This is a genomic window from Roseobacter sinensis (genome assembly GCF_025755255.1).
Taxonomy (GTDB): domain Bacteria; phylum Pseudomonadota; class Alphaproteobacteria; order Rhodobacterales; family Rhodobacteraceae; genus Roseobacter; species Roseobacter sinensis.
Genome location: NZ_JALIEB010000007.1, coordinates 131,209 through 148,812 on the forward strand (window position 1 = coordinate 131,209; position 17,604 = coordinate 148,812).

Consider the following 17,604-nt stretch of genomic DNA (forward strand, 5'->3'; position numbering starts at 1 on the left):
CCGGAAAAGGGGCCAGGAGCCATGGGTGAGGTGCGCAGATGAAATGGGTTCTCCGACTTTTGGGCGTTGTTGTGCTGCTGGTTGTGGCGGCGGCGGTCTCGGTGCTGTTTCTCCCAGCGGAGCGGGTGGCGAAGATCGCCGCCGAGCAGGTGCGCGGGATCACGGGGCGCGATGTGCAGATCACCGGCGACGTTTCGCTGACGCTCTGGCCGGTTTTGGGCGCGCGTGTGGACGGGCTGGAAGTCGGCAATGCGGATTGGGCCAGCGAAGGCCCGATGCTGACGGCGGCCAATGCGGCGATCGGCGTCGATGCGATGGCGCTGCTCGGCGGGGACATCCGCATTACGAACATCGAAGCGGAAAGCCCGACGATCCGGTTGGAGCAGAAGGCCGATGGCCGCGCGAGCTGGCAGTTCACGGATGCAAGCGGCACCGCGCAGATCGAGACCGAGACATCCCCCGATCAGCCGGCGCGTTCGGTCAGCATCGAGCGGTTGCAGGTGACCGATGCGACGCTGATCTATGACGCGGAAGGAAGCGATCTGATCTCTTACTCCGGCGTCGATCTGAGCCTCGACTGGCCCGCGCGGTCGGGCCCGGCGGAGATTGCCGCGACCCTGCGACCGACGGCGAACCCGGTGGAGGTGGCGGCGACCATTGACGGGTTTGCGGGCTTCATCACCGGCGAGACGCAGATGCTGCGGGCGTCCATCGACACGCAGGCTGGCGCGATCGGCTTTGACGGGCGTGCGAGCACGGCCGGGGCCGTAGCCGGTGATCTGACGGTCAAGACGGCGGATACGGGCGCGTTCCTGCAGGCACTTGGATTGCCCGGGGCCGATCTGCCGCCCGATCTGGGCCGCAGTATTGATCTCTCAACCGCGCTGACACTGACGCCCGACCGGCAACTGGCCTTGCGCGATCTGGTCGCGGGGCTTGGTGCGAACCGGATCACCGGGGCGGCAGATATCGCTCTGGGCGGCGTGCCGCATGTCAATGCACAGCTCGATGTGGGTGATCTGGATCTTTCAGGCGGCGACGCTTCCAATTCTGACGGGTCCAGCGGCGGAGGTGGCGGCACGGCGACCAGCGGCTGGCCGAAAGACCCGATCGATGCCAGCGGGCTGGCGGCCTTCAACGGCGACATTGCGCTGACCGCGCGCAGCATCGACCTGGGGCAGTTCAACCTAGGCGTCACGCGCGCGCTGCTGCGCAACGAGAATTCGCGGATGGTCTTCGAACTGCGCGAGGTGGCGGCCTATGGTGGCGGGCTGACGGGCGAGGTCGTGATCAACAACCGATCCGGGCTGTCCGTGGGGGGGGAGCTGGCTGCGAGTGCGATCCAGATGCAGCCTCTGCTGACCGACGCGGCAGCGCTCGACCGGCTGACCGGGCAGGGGGATGCGCGGCTGTCGTTCCTCGGTTCGGGCAATTCGGTCGATGCGATCATGAAGTCGCTGTCGGGCGATGGGTCGGTGCAGATCGGGCAGGGGACGATCCTCGGGATCGACCTCGACAGGCTGATGCGCTCGGGCGATACCTCACCGGGGACCACGGTCTTCGACAGCCTGGGTGGCACCTGGACCATCGCGGGCGGCGTGCTGAGCAACCGCGATCTTCTGTTGCAACTGGCGAACTACCGAGCCTCGGGCGACGGGGTCGTGGGCCTGGGCAATCAGACGGTCGACTACACCGTCACGCCCGTGGCTCTGCGCGCGAACAGCGGCCAGGGGGTGTCGATCCCGGTGCGCTTTGTCGGGCCGTGGTCGGATGTCTCGATCCGGCCCGATGTGGAGGCGGCGCTGAAGGCCGAGGCGGATGCGAAGGTGGACGAGCTGGAGCAGAAGGCAAAGGATAAGATCGGCGAGCGGCTGGGGATCTCCGGTGAGGAGGGCCAGTCGGTCGAGGATGCCGTGAAGGATCGGCTGCTGCGCAAGCTCTTCGACTGAGCCGGAACTGCGCGCCATTGCGCGACCAAGGGTGGCCTGAAAGCCCACCCTACCTGCCAGCACAGGGGGTCGGGACCGGCAGGTGAGGTGGGCTTTCAGGCCACCTCTCTTGATCTTTTCAGAAGGTGAGCGGGCGCTCCTTCGCAAGCCGGTCGAAGGTCATCAGCGTGTCGATCAGCTGGGGCATCTGGTCGAGGTAGATCATGTTCGGCCCGTCGCAGGGTGCGTTGTCCGGATCCTGATGGGTTTCCATGAAGACCGCGCCCACACCAACGGCCGCCGCCGCGCGCGCCATCACCGGGGCGAACTCGCGCTGCCCGCCGGAGGAACCACCTCGCCCGCCGGGCTGCTGCACCGAATGGGTCGCATCCATCACGACCGGGTAGCCCGTCTGCGCCATCTGCGGCAGCGACCGCATGTCCACCACCAGCGTGTTGTAGCCGAAGGTGGTGCCGCGCTCGGTCAGCAGGATGCGGCGATTGCCTGTGGATTCGATCTTGGTGACGATGTTCTCCATCTCCCAGGGCGCCAGGAATTGCCCCTTTTTCACGTTGATCGCGGCGCCCGTGTTGCCGGCAGCCAGCAGCATGTCGGTCTGGCGGCAGAGAAACGCGGGGATCTGGATGATGTCGACGGCCTCCGCCGCCAGCGCGCATTGCGCCTCGGAGTGCACGTCGGTGATGACCGGGACGCCGTTGGCGCGGCCCACGGATTGCAGCACCTTCAAACCCTCGTCGATGCCAAGCCCGCGCGCGCCGTCGAGCGAGGTCCGGTTGGCCTTGTCGTAGGAGGCCTTGAAGACATATTGCGCACCTGCGACTGCGCAGGCCTCTTTCATCTTGCCTGCGATCATCTGGGCATGATCTTCGCTTTCCAGCTGGCAGGGGCCGGCGATGATCGTAAGCGGGAGGTCATTGCCGATCGTCAGATCGCCGACGGACACGTGGGTCATATCAGGAGGTCACCTGTTCTCGGAGGATGGAGGCAGTCAAAGAGACCATCAGATATATACCGGCAAAGACAAAGAACGCCACCAGGGTGTTCTCGAATTTGCGTGGATAGCTCGGCTCCTCCGACGGAACGGGTTTCACGCTGACCGTCAGGTAGCGGACCTGGCGGTTCGCTTCCATCCGGGTCTGTTCCATCTGCTGCAGGGCCGACTGGAGCAGCATGTCGCGCGTCACAAGGTCTGCCTGCGCCATCTGAATGCGGACGTTGAGCTGTGCCAGCGAGTTCTCGCCCTGGCTGGCGTCTGTCATGCGCGCGTTCAACTCGTCAAGCTGGTTGTTGAGCCGGCGGACATCGCCGCGGGCGCCGTCGACCCGGCTCTGGTTCGGTCGTGCATTGTCGAGCAGCGCCGCCAGCTCCAGCTCTTTCTCCAGCAGCAGAAGCTCCACCTGGTTGATCTGGGCCCGCAGGCCCGCGATGACAGCTTCCGGGTCGAGCGTGTCGCCTTGCAATTGCAGCGTCACCAGCGCCTCCTGAGCCTCGCGCCGTTCAGCGGCGGCCTTTTCGAAGCTTTCCTGCGCATCTGCCATCTGGTCGTCGCGTTTCTCGGCGCTGAGCGAATTGACCCGCTCTTCGGCGTAGGCGATCAGCGCCCGGCTGATAGTCGCGCTCACACCCGGATCAGCGGCGATCACCTCCATGCGCAGCACGCCTTCGGTCGGGTCGTAGCCGACCTTCACGTTTCTCTGATACGTGCGGTAGGCCTGCTCGTTCGAGGGGTCGGCAGCCAATCGCTGGACCGGGTCGATGATCTCTTGCGTGAAGTGCGATTTGAAGCCCACATCGCCGTCGAGCCGCAGCATCGCGTCCTTCGATTGCAGATAGGACTGCACTGCGATGCTGTCCTGCGAGGTGGCGAACTGCGTGCCCGAGAGCAGGCCGCCCAGGCCGCTGCCCGTGCCGGCCCCGTCGGCCTGAAGGATCAGGAACTCCGACTTCGTAGAATACATCGGTGTTGCCACCGCGTAGAAATACCAGCCGGCGATCAGCGTGGGCAGAAAGACAAAGAAGCTCAACCGCGTGAGCAGCATCGCCATCTTGCGCTGACGGCGGCGCGTGATGTCGCGCTGGATCTCCGAGATCTGGCGGTCGCGCAACTCGGCTGGGCTGAGATGCTCTGTCGCCGGCAGCGTCTGCTCGCCCATGGGCCGGGTCTGCGGCAGCTGAATGCGGCCGACTTTCTCACCAGCGTCACCGACTGCAGCACTGGCCTGCGGCTGGCCGCGGCCGTCCTTCGGCACGACGAGCTCGAGCATGTTCGAACGCTGGAACGGGTCGATGCCGCGCTGGCGCAGCAGGCGCACAGCGTCAACGTCCGACGTTGGCGAAAGCCCGTTCTTGTGGGCCACGCGCCGCGCCATGCGCAGCTGACGGCCTGTCAGACCTTCGCGGCCGATCGCATCAAGCTCGGTTGCCGCGGCTTCGGGCGGCTGCGTGTCGGCCTTGTCGCGTACAGGCGGCTTGATCGGCGGCTGCTGGTGCTGCCCGGCGGCGGCGTCGGGTGCTGCGGGCCGCGCAGCCGGGTCCTGCACCGTGCGCCTGATGCGGAAGCGTCTAGCTGTCGGTTTCGTAGTCATAAAGCCGTTTCGCTTCTTCCAAGGTGTCGAACATGTGCAGCTTGCCGTTCAGCAGAACCGCGGCAGACCGGGCGAATTTCTCCAGCGTCCGGGCCTGATGCGACACGATGATGATGGTTGTGGTGCGCAGGCGCTCTTGCAGGATCTCACCCGCCTTGCGGTTGAACTCCACATCCGTGGTGCCGGGCATGCCTTCGTCGATCAGATACATGTCGAAGTCGAGTGCGAGCATCAGCGCGAAGGAAAACCGCGCCCGCATGCCTTGGCTATAGGTGCCGATGGGTTGATCGAAGTACTCGCCCAAACCGCAGAGCCAGCGGCAGAAGCTTTCCACGTAGTCGGGATCGAGCCCGTAGAGGCGCGCGATGTAACGCGCATTCTCCATCGCCGAGACCTTGGTGACGACGCCACCCATGAAACCCAGCGGGAAGGAGATGTTGCAGCCGCGGCGGATCTCGCCCTCATCGGGTTTTTCGAGGCCTGCGATCATATTGATCAGGGTGGTCTTGCCGGTGCCGTTGGAGGCAAGCACGCCGAGCGAGTTGCCGAGCTCCACCTTGAACGAAACCCGGTCGAGGATCACCTTGTGCTGCGATCCCGTCCAAAAAGATTTCGACACGTTCTCGAACGACAGCATCTGTGCTCCGGTTGCTCCGACCTCGACGGTCTGTCTGGCCGCTGTTCTGTGGGCTTATCAACGGATTACTTACCACGCTTGGCATAATTATGTCTTAAGTGGAAACAAAAGCACAATAAGCGCGGGGCCCGCCAAGGATAGCGCATGGCGGGAAATTGCCTTCTTGCCACAGTTTTCCGACGCGCTGGGGCTGTTATGATGCGTCTCGCGCGGGGTTCAGGCGATGGCCTGCCAGGCCAGACCGGCAAGCAGTGCGCCGACCAGCGCATAGGACAGATAGGCGGCAAAGACTCGGGGTTTCACCAGCGCCCAGACCGCGATGGCTGCGGGGATGCTGCTCACACCGCCTGCGATCACGAAAGACATCGCCGCACCCGGTGCCATGCCCTGCGCCAGCAGCGCATCGACAAGCGGTACGGCGGCATATCCGTTCAGATAGGCCGGTGCGCCCACCAGCGCGCCGAGGAAAATCGGCTTGAGACCGGTGCCGCCCAGCAGGCCTGCGATCAGCTCGGCCGGAACGTAGGTGAGCATCATCGCCTCTATGATGTAGGCCAGGGTCAGCCATTTCAGCAGGAAGAGCCCGTTCTCGAACGCGGTGTTGCGTAAGGTCTGACGGCGCGGCTTTTCTTGCCAGAAACGCCAGACCGGGTGACCGGAGAACGGTTTTTTCGAGCCACAGCAGCCACCCACGGCCGGGCGCGCGCGCAGCGGGTCGGCGAAGACAGGGGTGTTGGCGAAGAGCAGCGTGCCAAAGCCGCCGAGCAGACCCAGGCCCACGGCCGAGAGGGTCTTGGCAATGGCGAAATCCCACCCCAGCGTGCCCGAGGTAATCGCGAACATCGCAGGGTCCATCAGCGGCGAGGCCAGCCAAAAGGCCATCACCGCGGCAAGCGGTGCGCCGACGGCGAGCAGGGCGGCGATGAAGGGGATGACCTCGCAGCTGCAAAAAGGGGAGAGCCCGCCCAAAAGGGCTGCCATTACGATCATGCGGGCCGGATTGCCGGCGAAGGCTTGCGCCAGCAGCGTCTCGGCGCCCGATGCCTTGAGGTAGGCGACCGCGCCGACAGCGAAGAGAATGAAGGGCGCCGTGTGCAGCAGCGCCGTCGCGGCGAAGACCAGCGTGGGCGACAGTTCTTCCATGTCGAAGACAGCGATCAGCAGCAGGAGCAGCGCTGCCGCGCCCCAGGCGCCGGGCCGCGGCAGCTTGCGAGCGGGTTGCGCGCTTTGCGTGGTGTCAGCCATTGGTCTGTGCTCCGTGGGGGTGTGCGCTGTCAGCGCAGCATTCGTTCAGCAGAAACTCCGACAGCGCCCGAACATCGTCGTAGGCCACTGCGGCGCAGATCACGCTGCGCCCCTGCTTGGCTTGGGTGACAAGCCCGGCGGAGGCAAGGATTTTCATATGATGCGTGAGCGTCGAGCCGGTGACCCCGCTGCGCGCACCCAGCTCGCCGATGCTGAGTCCCTCAGGCCCCGCGCGGACCAGCACGCGCAGCACGCTGAGCCGCTGTTCGGAACCGAGGGCGGCGAATTGCGCGGCTGCGACAACCAGATCGGGGGTCTGCGATTTTATTTTCATGATTCTAGAAATATTGAAGAAACGGATGTGGTGCAAGATTTATTTCGAGAGATATCGAAATAACCTTCAGCTCACTCGGATCTGTTGCGCTGCGGTCGAGATGGATTAGGTGCAAACCTATGAAAGACATTCGTAATGATATTGCTGCCTGCACACTCTGCGCCGAGAGGTTTGCGGCCACTGAAACCGCCCATGCGCCGCGGCCGGTGGTCTGGTTCGCGCCCGGCGCGCGCATCCTGATCGCAGGGCAGGCGCCGGGGATGCGGGTGCATCAATCGGGCCGGCCTTTCACCGACCCGTCGGGCGACCGGCTGCGTGACTGGCTGGGTCTCGATGAGGACACGTTTTATGACAGGCGCCGCGTCGCGATTGTGCCGATGGCCTTCTGTTTCCCGGGCTATGACGCCAAAGGATCGGACCTGCCGCCGCCGCCCATTTGCGCAGAGACCTGGCGCGATGCGGCGATGCGGATGCTGGAGAAAGTGGACCTCACGCTTGTGATCGGCGGATATGCGATGCGTTATCACCTTGGCCGCAAGCGGCCTGTGACCGAGGCCGTGCAGGCGTGGCGGAGCCATGGGGAGGAGCTCTTCGTTCTGCCGCACCCGAGCTGGCGCAACACCGGCTGGCTGAAAAAGAACCCGTGGTTCGAACGCGAGGTGCTGCCGCGCCTGCGGGCACGCGTCGCCGAGGTGCTGGCATGACCGATGTGACCGCGCTGGATCAGGCGCATGGCGCGATGGAGGCCGCGCCCGAGGACGACACCGCACGGCTGCGGTTCTACGACCAACTGGCGCAGAGCGAGCTTTTCCTGATGCTGGCCAAGGATGCGGATGGCGGCGATCAGATCACGCCGGAGATCTTCGAGGTCGGTGCGGATCAATATGTGCTGGTCTTTGACCGCGAGGCGCGGCTCACGGGTTTTGCCGGGCGCGCGGTGCCCTATGTGGCGCTCTCCGGCCGGGCGATTGCGAGCATGCTCGCCGGGCAGCGGATCGGGCTGGGCGTCAACCTCGAAGTGGCGCCGTCGGCAATCCTGTTGCCAGCGACGGCGGTGACCTGGCTCAACGAGACGCTGGGCCACAGTCCGGATGAAGTCGAGGCCGCGGTCACGCAGGTGCACCCGCCCAGTGGCTTGCCCGAGGCGCTGATCACGGCGCTTGATGGCAAGCTGGCCACCGCCATGGGGCTGGCCCAGAGCGCCTATCTGGTCGGCGTTACCTATGACACCGGCGCCCGGGGGCACTTGCTGGCGTTCGTGGGCGCGGTCCCTGAGGCGCAGGACGCCTTGGCCCGCGCCGCCGCCGAGGCGCTGACCTTCTCCGGAATCGAGGCAGGCGCGATGGACGTGGGCTTCTTCCCCGGTGGCGAACCGGTGGTCGGGCGAATGGAGGCCGTGGGGTTGCGGTTCGATCTGCCGCAACCGCAGGAGCCGACAAGGGGCGCCGTGATCATGCCGGGGCGCGACCCGGACAAGCCGCCGCGCCTGCGCTGAAACAATCAGGGCGAACGCCTCACGGGCACATCACGCGCGGGCCCGTGATTTTCACAAGGGCGAGAGACACTGACACATGGGGTGCACAGGCGCAGATCCTACGTCTAAATCAGGGCAGGCGTTCGAACCCAGCCATACAGATCCTCTTGAAGAATTGGAGCCACTGATCATGAACCGCTTCCCTCTGAAAATCGCCGGCATCGCCGTTGCCCTGACCATGGCCTCGCAGGCCTTCGCGGGTGACCAATACGTCGACCCCACCGGCTATGCCGTGTCCGGCTATGATGTCGTCGCCTATTTCGATCTGGAGCAGACCCCCGTGGGCTCCGCGCAGCCGCAGGCGGTTCCGGGTGACAAGGACATCACCTCCACCTACAATGGCGCGACCTTTGCGTTCTCGACTGAGGAAAACAAGGCGAAGTTCGATGCCGATCCTGCGAAATATGCGCCGCAATACGATGGCCACTGTGCCTACGGCGTGTCCAAGGGCGGCAAGGTGCCGGGCAACCCGCATCTGTGGCGGATCGTGGATGACAAGCTCTATCTCAACATCACCGAGAACGTGGTCGGCTTCTGGGAAGAGGACATCCCGGGCAACATCGACTTGGCCGAGAACAACTGGGTCAGCATCGAGGATGATGCCGCCTCTGACCGCGCCATCCCGCAGTTCGAGAGCCCGGCTCCGGTCAACTGATCATGGCTGAGAAGGATCTGCCTTCTCGCAAGGCTCCGGCGCGGATGACGCGCCGGGGTCTTTTGGCTTTGGGCGGCATCGGTGTGGTGACGGCAGGGGCCTTTGCCACGCGCTGGTTCAACATCTGGGCAGAGACCGGCGAGAGCGCGCTGAGTGCGCCGGATGCCCATGCGGCGGCTTTGGCGGGGGATATCCTCCTCGTCGATATCCGGCGGCCGGACGAGTGGGCACGCACCGGCGTGGGCGAAGGGGCCCTGCCGCTCGACATGCGGCGCGGGGATTTCATCGAAGCGTTGCTGGTGGAGGTTGAGAACGACACGAAGCGTCCAGTGGCGCTGATATGCGCCCGCGGTGTGCGCTCGCGTCATCTAAGTGCCCGGCTGGTCGAAGCGGGCTTCAGCCGCATCATCGACGTCCCCGAAGGCATGCTGGGCTCCGGCGCGGGGCCCGGCTGGGTCAAGCGCGGGCTGCCGGTGGTGAAGCAGAGCTGAGATGAGAGCGCTGCTGGTGTCCCTTGTGCTGCTGATCTGCGCGCAGGCTGCGGTGGCAGGCTGTGGCGCCGAGGTGTCTGCCTGCGAGGTGGATCTCGGAAGCTATCACGCGCGGCTGCCTGAAGGCGAGATCAAGGGTGCGATCCTATATCTGCATGGCTTTGGCGGGACCGGCGAAGGGGCCTTGCGACCCCGCGGCTGGGTCACGACGGCGCTGGCGCGGGGCTACGTGCTGATCGCGCCGGATGGGCTGCCATACGCCGAGGGTCGCGGGCGCGGCTGGTCCTTCATTCCGGGCCGACCGGCGCGGCGCGACGAGCACACCTTCCTGACATCCGTGCGCGATGACGCGGCGGCGCGCTTCGGGTTTGACTCCGATCGGGTGATCCTGAGCGGGTTTTCGGTCGGCGGCTCCATGACATCCTACATGGCCTGCGCGGCGCCGGGCAGTTTTGCCGCCTACGCGCCGGTGGCCGGAGGGTTCTGGCGGCCGCATCCGACCAACTGCAGCGGCCCTGTGCGGCTCCTGCACACCCATGGTTGGACCGATGGCACTGTGCCGCTGGAGGGTCGTGTGTTGCGCGGTGGCGATGCCACCAACCCCGAGGCTCTGATGCAGGGCGATATCTTCTACACCCTGCGCCTGTGGCGTGAGGTCAACGCCTGCCACCAGCTGCGGGCCGACCGCTTCGTGACAGATGGCCCCTTCCTGCGCCGGTCGTGGGATCACTGCGCGACAGGATCCGCGCTGGAATTCGCGCTCTTCCCCGGCGGGCATGTGGTGCCCGAGGGTTGGGCCGAGATGATGCTGGACTGGTACGAGGGGTTGTGAGCGCTGCGGCGGATGTGCCATGTCTGAGGCGTTCATTTGCCTTGAGAGCCCGCCCCCTTGTCCAAATCCGCCGACCGCCGCGCCGCCCTGCTGGATCTGCTGGCGGATCACGTGCTGGCGCAGGGGATGGCAGGCTCTAGTCTGCGCGCTTTGGCCGCTGCGGGGCAGGTCAGCGACCGGATGCTGCTCTATTACTTCGAAGACAAACCCGAGATCATGGCAGCGGTGCTGCAGCGTCTGTCGCAGCGGCTGGTGGCGATCCTGGAGGCCAATGCCGTCGCCGAGCCGCAACCGGCCGACGCTTTGCGCGCCCAACTGACTGAGGTCGCGCTGGGCGCTGATGTCTGGCCCTACATGCGCCTCTGGCTGGAGATCGCGGCGGCCGCTGCCCAGGGCGATGCAGAGCTGCGGCAGGTGGGCGAGGGCCTGGGCCGCGGCTTTCTTGCCTGGGTGGCGTCGCAGCTCGACGGCCCCGAGGGGCCAGACAAGGACCGTGCAGCCGCGCAGGTCTTTGTCTGGATCGAAGGCACCGTGCTGCTCAAGAGCATCGGGCTTGAAGAGGTGAGCCGAGGCGGTCTCTGATCAGCCCACAGGCTGTCGGTTGAGCAGGCAGGCGAGGAAGATCCCAACGCCGGCCCCCCAGAGAATCGTGGCACCGGCCCCGGCGGCGGTCGCAAGGCCTTCGCCATAGATTTCGGGGGCCCAGGCCAGGGCGATGCCGTCACAGACAATCGCCATGGCAGTTACGATGGCGACGCCCAGGACGGTGTGCTCCGGCCCCAACCGGGCAATCCAGCGCACCAGGTAGATGAAGGGCACCGTGCCGGGGATGATCAGCACGTAGGTCCAGAGCCGCGCTGAACCCTCGTAGATGCCCAGCGGGCCGAGCAACCGCAAAAGCACGGCGGCCAGCAGCCAGAGCGCGACACCTGTGGCCAGCAGTTTCAGAACCTGCGGCGTGGTGATCGGCAGCCAGTTTCGGGTGGAGGAGGTCGAGGTCAGATCGGTCATGGTGCGAATCCTGTAGCAGTTGCTACATAAACGAATACAGAAATGTAGCGATCGCTACAAGAAAAAGTGATGACAAGAGTTAAGAGGCTGAGCCGCCTATTCCGCGGGAACGTTCGGAGCGTCCAGCAAGTTGCGCAAACGCCGCCGTTCGGAGCGTGCACGGCCGACAATGGCAGGCTCGCGAATGGTCTGCGGGCAGTGCATCAGCAGGCCGCGCGGGAGGCCCTGTGGCAGAGTCCAGCCGCTCAGCGCCGAGAGCGGCACGGCAAGGCAGAGGCTCGCAACGATGGGGATCAGCCAGAGCGAGACCATCCCTGTCGCGAGCCCGGTGAGGAGCACAAGCCCCAGCAGGGTTTCGGCCCAGTGAAAGCGGATGAGCGTGCTCAGCGGATAGCTTTGGGCGTGACGGCACTGTGCCGCCCAGGCGTCGGATTGACCGAGCAAAGCGCGCAGCACGGCACGGGTCTGCTGGATCATCAGGATCGGCGCGTAGGCGATCGACAGCAGGATCTCGACCAGAAAGGCGGTCAGGAAGGCGGCTCGTCCGCCATAGACCCGCGTGGCCTTGGGATGCAGGGCGATGATGCCGGCGCCGACCAGTTTGGGCGTCAGCAGCATCGCGTACATGATGATCAGGAAGACCGCGGAATCGATATGGCTCATCTCGGGCGGCCAATCGGGGAAGAGCGGATTGGCCTCATTAAAGTAGCGCACCACGTTGGTCTCGGGATCGACGCCGAGCAGCGCCCAGATCACCAGCAGGACGAACCACGCGGGCGAGAGCAGATAGGCCATGGCCCCATGAAAGAGGTGATAGCGCGACACCGGATGCAGCCCTTTGGTGCGCAGAAGCCGCAGGTGTTGCAGGTTGCCACGGCACCAGCGCTGATCACGCAGCACATAGTCGATCAAGGTGCCGGGGGTTTCCTCGAAGCTGCCCGCAACCCGCGGCAGAAAGCGCACCTGCCAGCCTGCGCGGCGCAGAAGACCTGCCTCCACAAAGTCGTGGCTGAGGATCAGCTCGGTCTTGCCGTGACGGCCTTGCAGATAGGGCAGGCCCGCGGACTCGGCGAAGGCGCGGGTGCGGATGATGGCGTTATGACCCCAGTAGTTGGCCTCGGTGCGAGCCCATTTCGCCAACCCTTCGGCCAGCAGCCATCCGTAAGCGATGTTCGAGAATTGTTGCAGCCGCGCAAAGACGGTTCGCGCGCCGATGAGCATCGGGAAGGTCTGGATGAGCCCCGTGTTGGGATTGACGCTGAGCTCGTCGGCCATGCGGTCGATGGCCCGGCCGGTCATCAGGCTGTCGGCATCAAGGACCACCATGGCCTCGTGCGCAGCACCCCAGCCGGTGATCCAGTCCATCAGGTTGCCGACCTTCTTGTCGGTGTTCATTGCCCGGCGACGGTAGTGCACGGCAAAGCCCTCCGGCGCCTGCGCCGTGAGGTCTTCATAGGCGCGCAATTCATCTGCGGCGATCTGCGCATCGCGCGTGTCGGAGAGGATGAACAGCGTATAGCGGTGCCGGCTGGAGCGGCGGGCGAGGTCATCGAGCATTGCCGCGGCATTGCCGAAGACGTCGCTCGGCACCTCGTTGTAGATCGGCACCAGCAGGGCCACGTCCATGGGTGTCACGTCGCGGGGGCTGCGGCGATCAGCGGTCTCGCGCGCGAGCAACCCGGCGACCGCCACGCCCACCGTGCTGACCGAAAGGCTGACCCAGACGAAGGTCATGCCAATGAGCGCCAGCAGCACCCATTCCAGATGAGTCATACCGGTTTCCGAGAGCCAGCCGTACATGGCCGAGACCAAAAGCCCGGTTCCGATGAGCGCGGGCAGAAAGAGCGCTACGCGCCAGGCGGTGGTGCGCGCCAGACCTTGGGTCGGCGCAGTTGGGGCTTCGGGAGATGCGGACAGATCCTGCACGCGCATCCGCAAGGGGGCGCGTGGTGGCATCGTATGCGATGCTGGCTGCGATATGTCAGTCAAATCGTTCAAGCCGTTGTCCACCTGTATAGCCACACCTCGCTCAGCGGCGCGCCGTCGAGACGCAACTGCGCCCGAAATTCGATGGCGCGCGCCTCGTCGGGCTCAAAGGTAAACGCGAGACGGGGGCCATTGGTTTCCGGGTTTCTCTGGACAAGACCGGGCGTGAGCGATCCTCCGCTGCTGCGCAGGACAATATCGAGGCGCGACAGGTCTTCAGGCACCAGCGCGCCACGTTCGAAATCGATGGTGACGACCTTGCCGCCTTCGGGCCGCCCGCCGATGGCGGTGCTCAGCACGCGCAACGGCCGGCCGCCATGCGGGGCAGGGTCGTGCCCCCAATCCATCAGATAGCTCATGCTGTGGCTGGCGCCTGCGGGGATGAGCTCTGCCGGGCGCCAGTAGGCAACGATATTGTCGTAGATTTCCAGATCGGCCGGGATCTCGACCAGCGTCACCGCGCCCTTGCCCCAATCCTCCTGCGGCGTGATCCAGAGCGCCGGGCGCTCGTGATAGAGCGCCTCGAGATCGGCGAAATCGCGGAAGTTGCGCGGGCGTTGCATCAAACCAAATCCGCGCGGGTTCTCGTCGACAAAGGCGCTGATCTGAAGGGTCAGGGGGTTGGCGAGCGGGCGCCAGATGGTTTCGCCATTGCCATTGTAGATCAAGAGCCCGTCGCTGTCGTGCACCGCCGGGCGGAAGTCGTCAAAGCGCTGGCGCATGGTTTCATCGAAGAGAAACATGGAGGTCAGCGGGGCGATGCCGATGTGTTCCAGATCGGTACGGGCAAAGATCTCGGCCGAGACGGCCATGCGCAGCGTATCGCCATGGGCAACGTCGAAGCGGTAGGCCCCGGTGCAGCTTGGGCTGTCGAGAAGCGCGTGCAGCACCATCGATCCCGCACCGGGCTGCGGCGTTTCGAGCCAGAAGGCGGTGAAATCGGGGAACTCCTCGCCCATCGGATCGGCGGTCTTGAGGGCCAGGCCGCGAGCGGAGAGGCCGTAGATTTCACCCGCGCCAATGCCGCGAAAGTAGCTGGCGCCCTGAAAGACCGCGTATTCCTGAAAGATGCCGGGCTGTTCCAACTCGGCGCGCAGACGCAGGCCCGAGTAGCCGAGCGTCGCGTCGATCTCGACCTGCGGAAACTTGTCGGTGCTGTCGAAAACGCCCATGTCGAAGGCGATCGGCCGTGTGGTGCCGTTCTCGACCACGTTGATCTCGACCGCCTGCGGGTAATAGAGCCCCGGCGGCAAGACATCGACGCGCTGCGGCTTGTCCGAGCCGTTCCAAAGCGCGTTGCGGCCGTCGAACCAGATCTTGCGGTACTGATCATAGCTCAGGTTGCGCCAGCTTTCGGGGATCATCGGGCGCGGCGTGTACTCTGCCTCGGCCAGCGCCTTGGCGCGGCTGCGCACCGTCATGGCATCGAACGGCTGCGCATCGCCCAATTGCAGCCCTGGCTCTTCTGCAAGACCGGCGCCGGGAACTGCGGCCAGGGCCACAAGGGATTTCAGAACGTCGCGCCGCAGCATCAGGCCTGCACCTTCTTGCGCCACGGTTGCGACTTGTACCAGCCCGCGCCATAGGCGACGAGCACCAGAATACCCATGCCGGCGAAATTCACCGCAACCACGGTCCAGGTGTCGCGGCCGATGTTGTCCATGACGAAGCCGCTGACCCGCGCAACAAACATGCTGGTGATGAAGACGGCGAGGGACTGTTGGCCGACCTTGAGGATGATTGCGAGAATGCGCTGCCAGATGCGGCCCAGCACGGTGACCCCGTCAGAGACAAGCCGCGCGCCCTTGTCGCCGGCTGCCACCCAGCAGAGATAGGCGAGCGCGAGGAAATGCACGTAGCGCAACACGCCGAAATCGGATTTGTTGATCAGCCAATTGTTGGCGGAGCGCCAGTCGCGGGCCCAGTCGAAGCCAAGCTCGCGGATACCGATGTGCGAGAGGGGGATATTGGCCAGCACCAGCGCCAGCGCGATCCCGATCAGCATGGGGTGCACGGGCGGCTTCGGCAGCCAGCCGCGCATGAAGGCGAAGCCGGTGAAGAAGACAAGCTGCCAGCCGAAGGGGTTGAAGTACCACCTGCGCTCGGACGATGGATCAGCGGGCAGGGCAAGATGCGCCGCTTCCAGCCCGACAGCGCCCAGCAGGCGGCCTTGCGCAAAGAGCCAAGTGAGACCGATGAAAGCGGCGACGAGACCCAGGTGGATGCGCGACAGCGCCATGATCAGCGGCATCATCATCAGCACGACCATATACATCGGCAGGATGTCGAAGTAATTGGGCACATAGGTCAGCGTCAGCAGCCCCACCAGTTGCGGCCCGGGATTTTGGAAGAAACTCCACAAATTGAGCGTGCCGATATAGACGGTCTCGTAGGCGCCCGTCATGTCGATGGCGGCAAGGAAGGTGGCGACGGCGAAGAAGAGCCCGATATGCGCCCAGTAGACCTGCCAGATCCGGAAACTCACGCGCGCCGTTCCGAGCCGCCAGCCGACGGTGTCATAGGCGCGGCCGAAGGCAATGGCCGAGGCCATGCCGGAGCAGAAAACGAAGATCTCGGTGGCGTCCGAGAAGCCCCAGCGCGCCGGGATCCAGGAAGTGAAGAAATTCCCCGGCGTATGCGCGAAGAGGATGATGAACATCGCGATGCCGCGAAAGAAGTCCAGCCGCACGTCGCGCTGGCGGACGTCAAGCCCAGACCGGGCAGCCGCGGGCGGCTTGCGGGGTGCCATTGCTATGGGGTCGGCAACTGTCATGGCGGGTAATTAGGGTGTCATTGGCAAATTGTCATCTGGACGCCGAAGTCATTGTGCGGGGATCCGCCGGGCTTCCTCGATCTGGGCCTGGCGTGTGGTGGTGAACCGGTCGGCGTTTCCGGCGCGGCGGGCCAGACGATCGGCCAGAACCGCCTCGGTCTGCTCGTAGCGCCCGGCGCGCAGCCCGGCGTCGATGGTGAGCCGCTCGAAGACGTCGCGCTGCGCATGACTTCCGCCGATGGTCTGCATGGCGGGCCGCGCAGCGACAAGATCGGCGAAGGCTGCATCATAGCGGCCTTCGGCAAAGGCATTCAGACCGGCAAGAGCGGCCACGCCCGGATCGGCGTAGCGGCTGGGCATTTCGCCGGTTTTCGCCGCGTCGCGGGCAAAGCGCGCGGTCATCGCGGTTTGCGCCTCGGGGCGGTTCGCACCGGTCAGCGCCAGCATATAGTGCAGATCGGCAAAGACCACACAGCCGTCATCGGTCCGGCTTTGAGCCAGATCCGCCAGTTCTTCCCACCGGGGGCCGACGTCGACACCCTCAAGCTCGAGCCTGGTCAGCAGGGATGTGGCATTGGAGATGTCGCGATAGTCATCCGTCTTGTCCGCACGGATCTGCGCATCGTAGAGCCCCATCGCCACATCCAGTTCGCCGCGGTCCATTTGCAAGAGCGCCTTGTGCCACCACACGTGGTAGCGGAAGTTGTTGCAATGGCTCCAGGCGCTGGTGTTCTGCTCAATGAGCTCGATGCCGAGATCGGGGCGCGCGGTCATGTCATAGACATGCGTGACCGCGTGCAGACCCCAGGAGTCGTCCGGCGCCAGCACAAGCCCCGCGCGACCTGCCGCCTCGGCCGCATCGTAGTCGCCTGTTTCCTCCAGCGCGAAGGCATGACACCCCAGCAGAAAGCCGCGGAGCGGATGATCGGGCCCATGCGCGTCGAGCACTCGTTCGATGGAGCGGCGCATGCCGGCCGCATCGCCCAGGATGAAGCGGATCGCGTGGCTGACCTTGGCCGAGAGCGTGTCCTCAGGATGGCGGCTCAGAACGCCTTCCATCGCGGCAACCGCTTTCGAGGGGTGGCCGTCCAGCCAGTGATCGAGCGCGCGGGTCCAGGCCTCCTCGCGGAAGCTGCAGGGCGTCTCGGATTTGGCGCGCCGCGCGGCGCTTGCGGCCTCGCGCGCGGTCTCGACCATCTCGGCGCGGCCCAGCATCAGGCAGAACAGCCCGCGGGCGGCGTGTCCCATGGCGAAGTGCGGCTGGCGGCCCAACACAGCGCCCAGATGGGTCGGCGTCGTGGCGCCATGGGCGAGAAAGGCGCGGATCATGCTGTTCCAGTCATCCAGCGCCTCCCTATCGGTCAGGGAAACGGGACAGTTACAGATATCGAACGTCATTGAGTGTGCGCCTTTTTTTTCGTACCCGGGCAAGTCTTTACTTCAATATTGACCGGGACGAAGGTTCTGTTCCACGTAAACACGTCAACGTGAACCCCTGTGTTGGGATTCTGCCCCTGTTTCAGGATTGACGCCCTGAATACCGGCGAAAACAAGCCGATATGGGCGATTTGT

General features: G+C 65.0%; 17 protein-coding genes. 7 read left to right on the top strand and 10 right to left on the bottom strand.

Going from position 1 to position 17,604, the window contains the following annotated elements; all coding sequences use genetic code 11:
- Positions 1 to 38: 38 nt before the first annotated feature.
- Positions 39 to 1,949 carry an AsmA family protein gene (locus tag MUB52_RS12500; protein ID WP_263844565.1) on the top strand — a complete coding sequence of 637 codons (1,911 nt, stop codon included), beginning with the start codon at positions 39 to 41 and terminating at the stop codon, positions 1,947 to 1,949.
- Between the two features lie 118 nt (positions 1,950 to 2,067).
- On the opposite strand, the gene kdsA is transcribed toward MUB52_RS12500, so the two are convergent.
- The 5 genes from kdsA to MUB52_RS12525 all read right to left on the bottom strand — a co-directional run bounded on the left by kdsA (position 2,068) and on the right by MUB52_RS12525 (position 6,750).
- Positions 2,068 to 2,901 (bottom strand): 3-deoxy-8-phosphooctulonate synthase, encoded by an 834-nt coding sequence (gene kdsA, locus MUB52_RS12505; protein ID WP_263844566.1) that lies wholly within the window; start codon positions 2,899 to 2,901, stop codon positions 2,068 to 2,070.
- A gap of 1 nt (position 2,902) precedes the next feature.
- The gene (locus MUB52_RS12510; RefSeq protein WP_263844567.1) at positions 2,903 to 4,534 is read right to left on the bottom strand and encodes a capsule biosynthesis protein; all 1,632 of its coding nucleotides are present in this window, start codon (positions 4,532 to 4,534) and stop codon (positions 2,903 to 2,905) included.
- The gene (locus MUB52_RS12515; protein WP_263844568.1) at positions 4,512 to 5,171 is read right to left on the bottom strand and encodes an ABC transporter ATP-binding protein; all 660 of its coding nucleotides are present in this window, start codon (positions 5,169 to 5,171) and stop codon (positions 4,512 to 4,514) included. The genes MUB52_RS12510 and MUB52_RS12515 overlap by 23 nt, the downstream gene beginning before the upstream one ends.
- A 216-nt stretch (positions 5,172 to 5,387) precedes the next feature.
- Complete coding sequence (locus MUB52_RS12520; protein ID WP_263844569.1) at positions 5,388 to 6,416, bottom strand: permease; 1,029 nt, start codon at positions 6,414 to 6,416, stop codon at positions 5,388 to 5,390.
- Positions 6,409 to 6,750 carry an ArsR/SmtB family transcription factor gene (locus tag MUB52_RS12525; protein ID WP_263844570.1) on the bottom strand — a complete coding sequence of 114 codons (342 nt, stop codon included), beginning with the start codon at positions 6,748 to 6,750 and terminating at the stop codon, positions 6,409 to 6,411. The genes MUB52_RS12520 and MUB52_RS12525 overlap by 8 nt, the downstream gene beginning before the upstream one ends.
- Before the next feature lie 119 nt (positions 6,751 to 6,869).
- Here MUB52_RS12525 and MUB52_RS12530 point away from each other — a divergent pair, with 119 nt between their 5' ends.
- The 6 genes from MUB52_RS12530 to MUB52_RS12555 all read left to right on the top strand — a co-directional run bounded on the left by MUB52_RS12530 (position 6,870) and on the right by MUB52_RS12555 (position 10,844).
- A complete protein-coding gene (locus tag MUB52_RS12530; RefSeq protein WP_263844571.1) occupies positions 6,870 to 7,454 on the top strand; it encodes a uracil-DNA glycosylase family protein in 585 nt (194 codons plus the stop codon).
- Complete coding sequence (locus MUB52_RS12535) at positions 7,451 to 8,245, top strand: SseB family protein (protein WP_263844572.1); 795 nt, start codon at positions 7,451 to 7,453, stop codon at positions 8,243 to 8,245. Before MUB52_RS12530 ends, MUB52_RS12535 begins: the two co-directional genes overlap by 4 nt.
- 169 nt (positions 8,246 to 8,414) lie before the next feature.
- On the top strand, positions 8,415 to 8,939 hold the full coding sequence (locus tag MUB52_RS12540) for a YHS domain-containing (seleno)protein (RefSeq protein ID WP_263844573.1): 525 nt from the start codon (positions 8,415 to 8,417) through the stop codon (positions 8,937 to 8,939).
- A gap of 2 nt (positions 8,940 to 8,941) precedes the next feature.
- Entirely contained in the window at positions 8,942 to 9,430 is a 489-nt protein-coding gene (locus tag MUB52_RS12545) for a rhodanese-like domain-containing protein (RefSeq protein ID WP_263844574.1), read from the top strand.
- A gap of 1 nt (position 9,431) precedes the next feature.
- Positions 9,432 to 10,262: an alpha/beta hydrolase family esterase gene (locus tag MUB52_RS12550; RefSeq protein ID WP_263844575.1), complete on the top strand. Its 831-nt coding sequence runs from the start codon at positions 9,432 to 9,434 to the stop codon at positions 10,260 to 10,262.
- Between the two features lie 57 nt (positions 10,263 to 10,319).
- Entirely contained in the window at positions 10,320 to 10,844 is a 525-nt protein-coding gene (locus tag MUB52_RS12555) for a TetR/AcrR family transcriptional regulator (RefSeq protein WP_263844576.1), read from the top strand.
- Here MUB52_RS12555 and MUB52_RS12560 read toward each other — a convergent pair whose 3' ends face one another.
- From MUB52_RS12560 to MUB52_RS12580, 5 genes are all read right to left on the bottom strand, one after another.
- The gene (locus MUB52_RS12560; protein ID WP_263844577.1) at positions 10,845 to 11,273 is read right to left on the bottom strand and encodes a hypothetical protein; all 429 of its coding nucleotides are present in this window, start codon (positions 11,271 to 11,273) and stop codon (positions 10,845 to 10,847) included.
- A gap of 96 nt (positions 11,274 to 11,369) precedes the next feature.
- Entirely contained in the window at positions 11,370 to 13,295 is a 1,926-nt protein-coding gene (mdoH, locus tag MUB52_RS12565) for a glucans biosynthesis glucosyltransferase MdoH (RefSeq protein WP_318527427.1), read from the bottom strand.
- On the bottom strand, positions 13,268 to 14,791 hold the full coding sequence (locus tag MUB52_RS12570; protein WP_263844578.1) for a glucan biosynthesis protein: 1,524 nt from the start codon (positions 14,789 to 14,791) through the stop codon (positions 13,268 to 13,270). Before MUB52_RS12570 ends, mdoH begins: the two co-directional genes overlap by 28 nt.
- Entirely contained in the window at positions 14,791 to 16,032 is a 1,242-nt protein-coding gene (locus tag MUB52_RS12575; protein ID WP_263844579.1) for an OpgC family protein, read from the bottom strand. Before MUB52_RS12575 ends, MUB52_RS12570 begins: the two co-directional genes overlap by 1 nt.
- 48 nt (positions 16,033 to 16,080) lie before the next feature.
- Positions 16,081 to 17,430 carry a tetratricopeptide repeat protein gene (locus MUB52_RS12580; RefSeq protein WP_263844580.1) on the bottom strand — a complete coding sequence of 450 codons (1,350 nt, stop codon included), beginning with the start codon at positions 17,428 to 17,430 and terminating at the stop codon, positions 16,081 to 16,083.
- Positions 17,431 to 17,604: the final 174 nt, after the last annotated feature.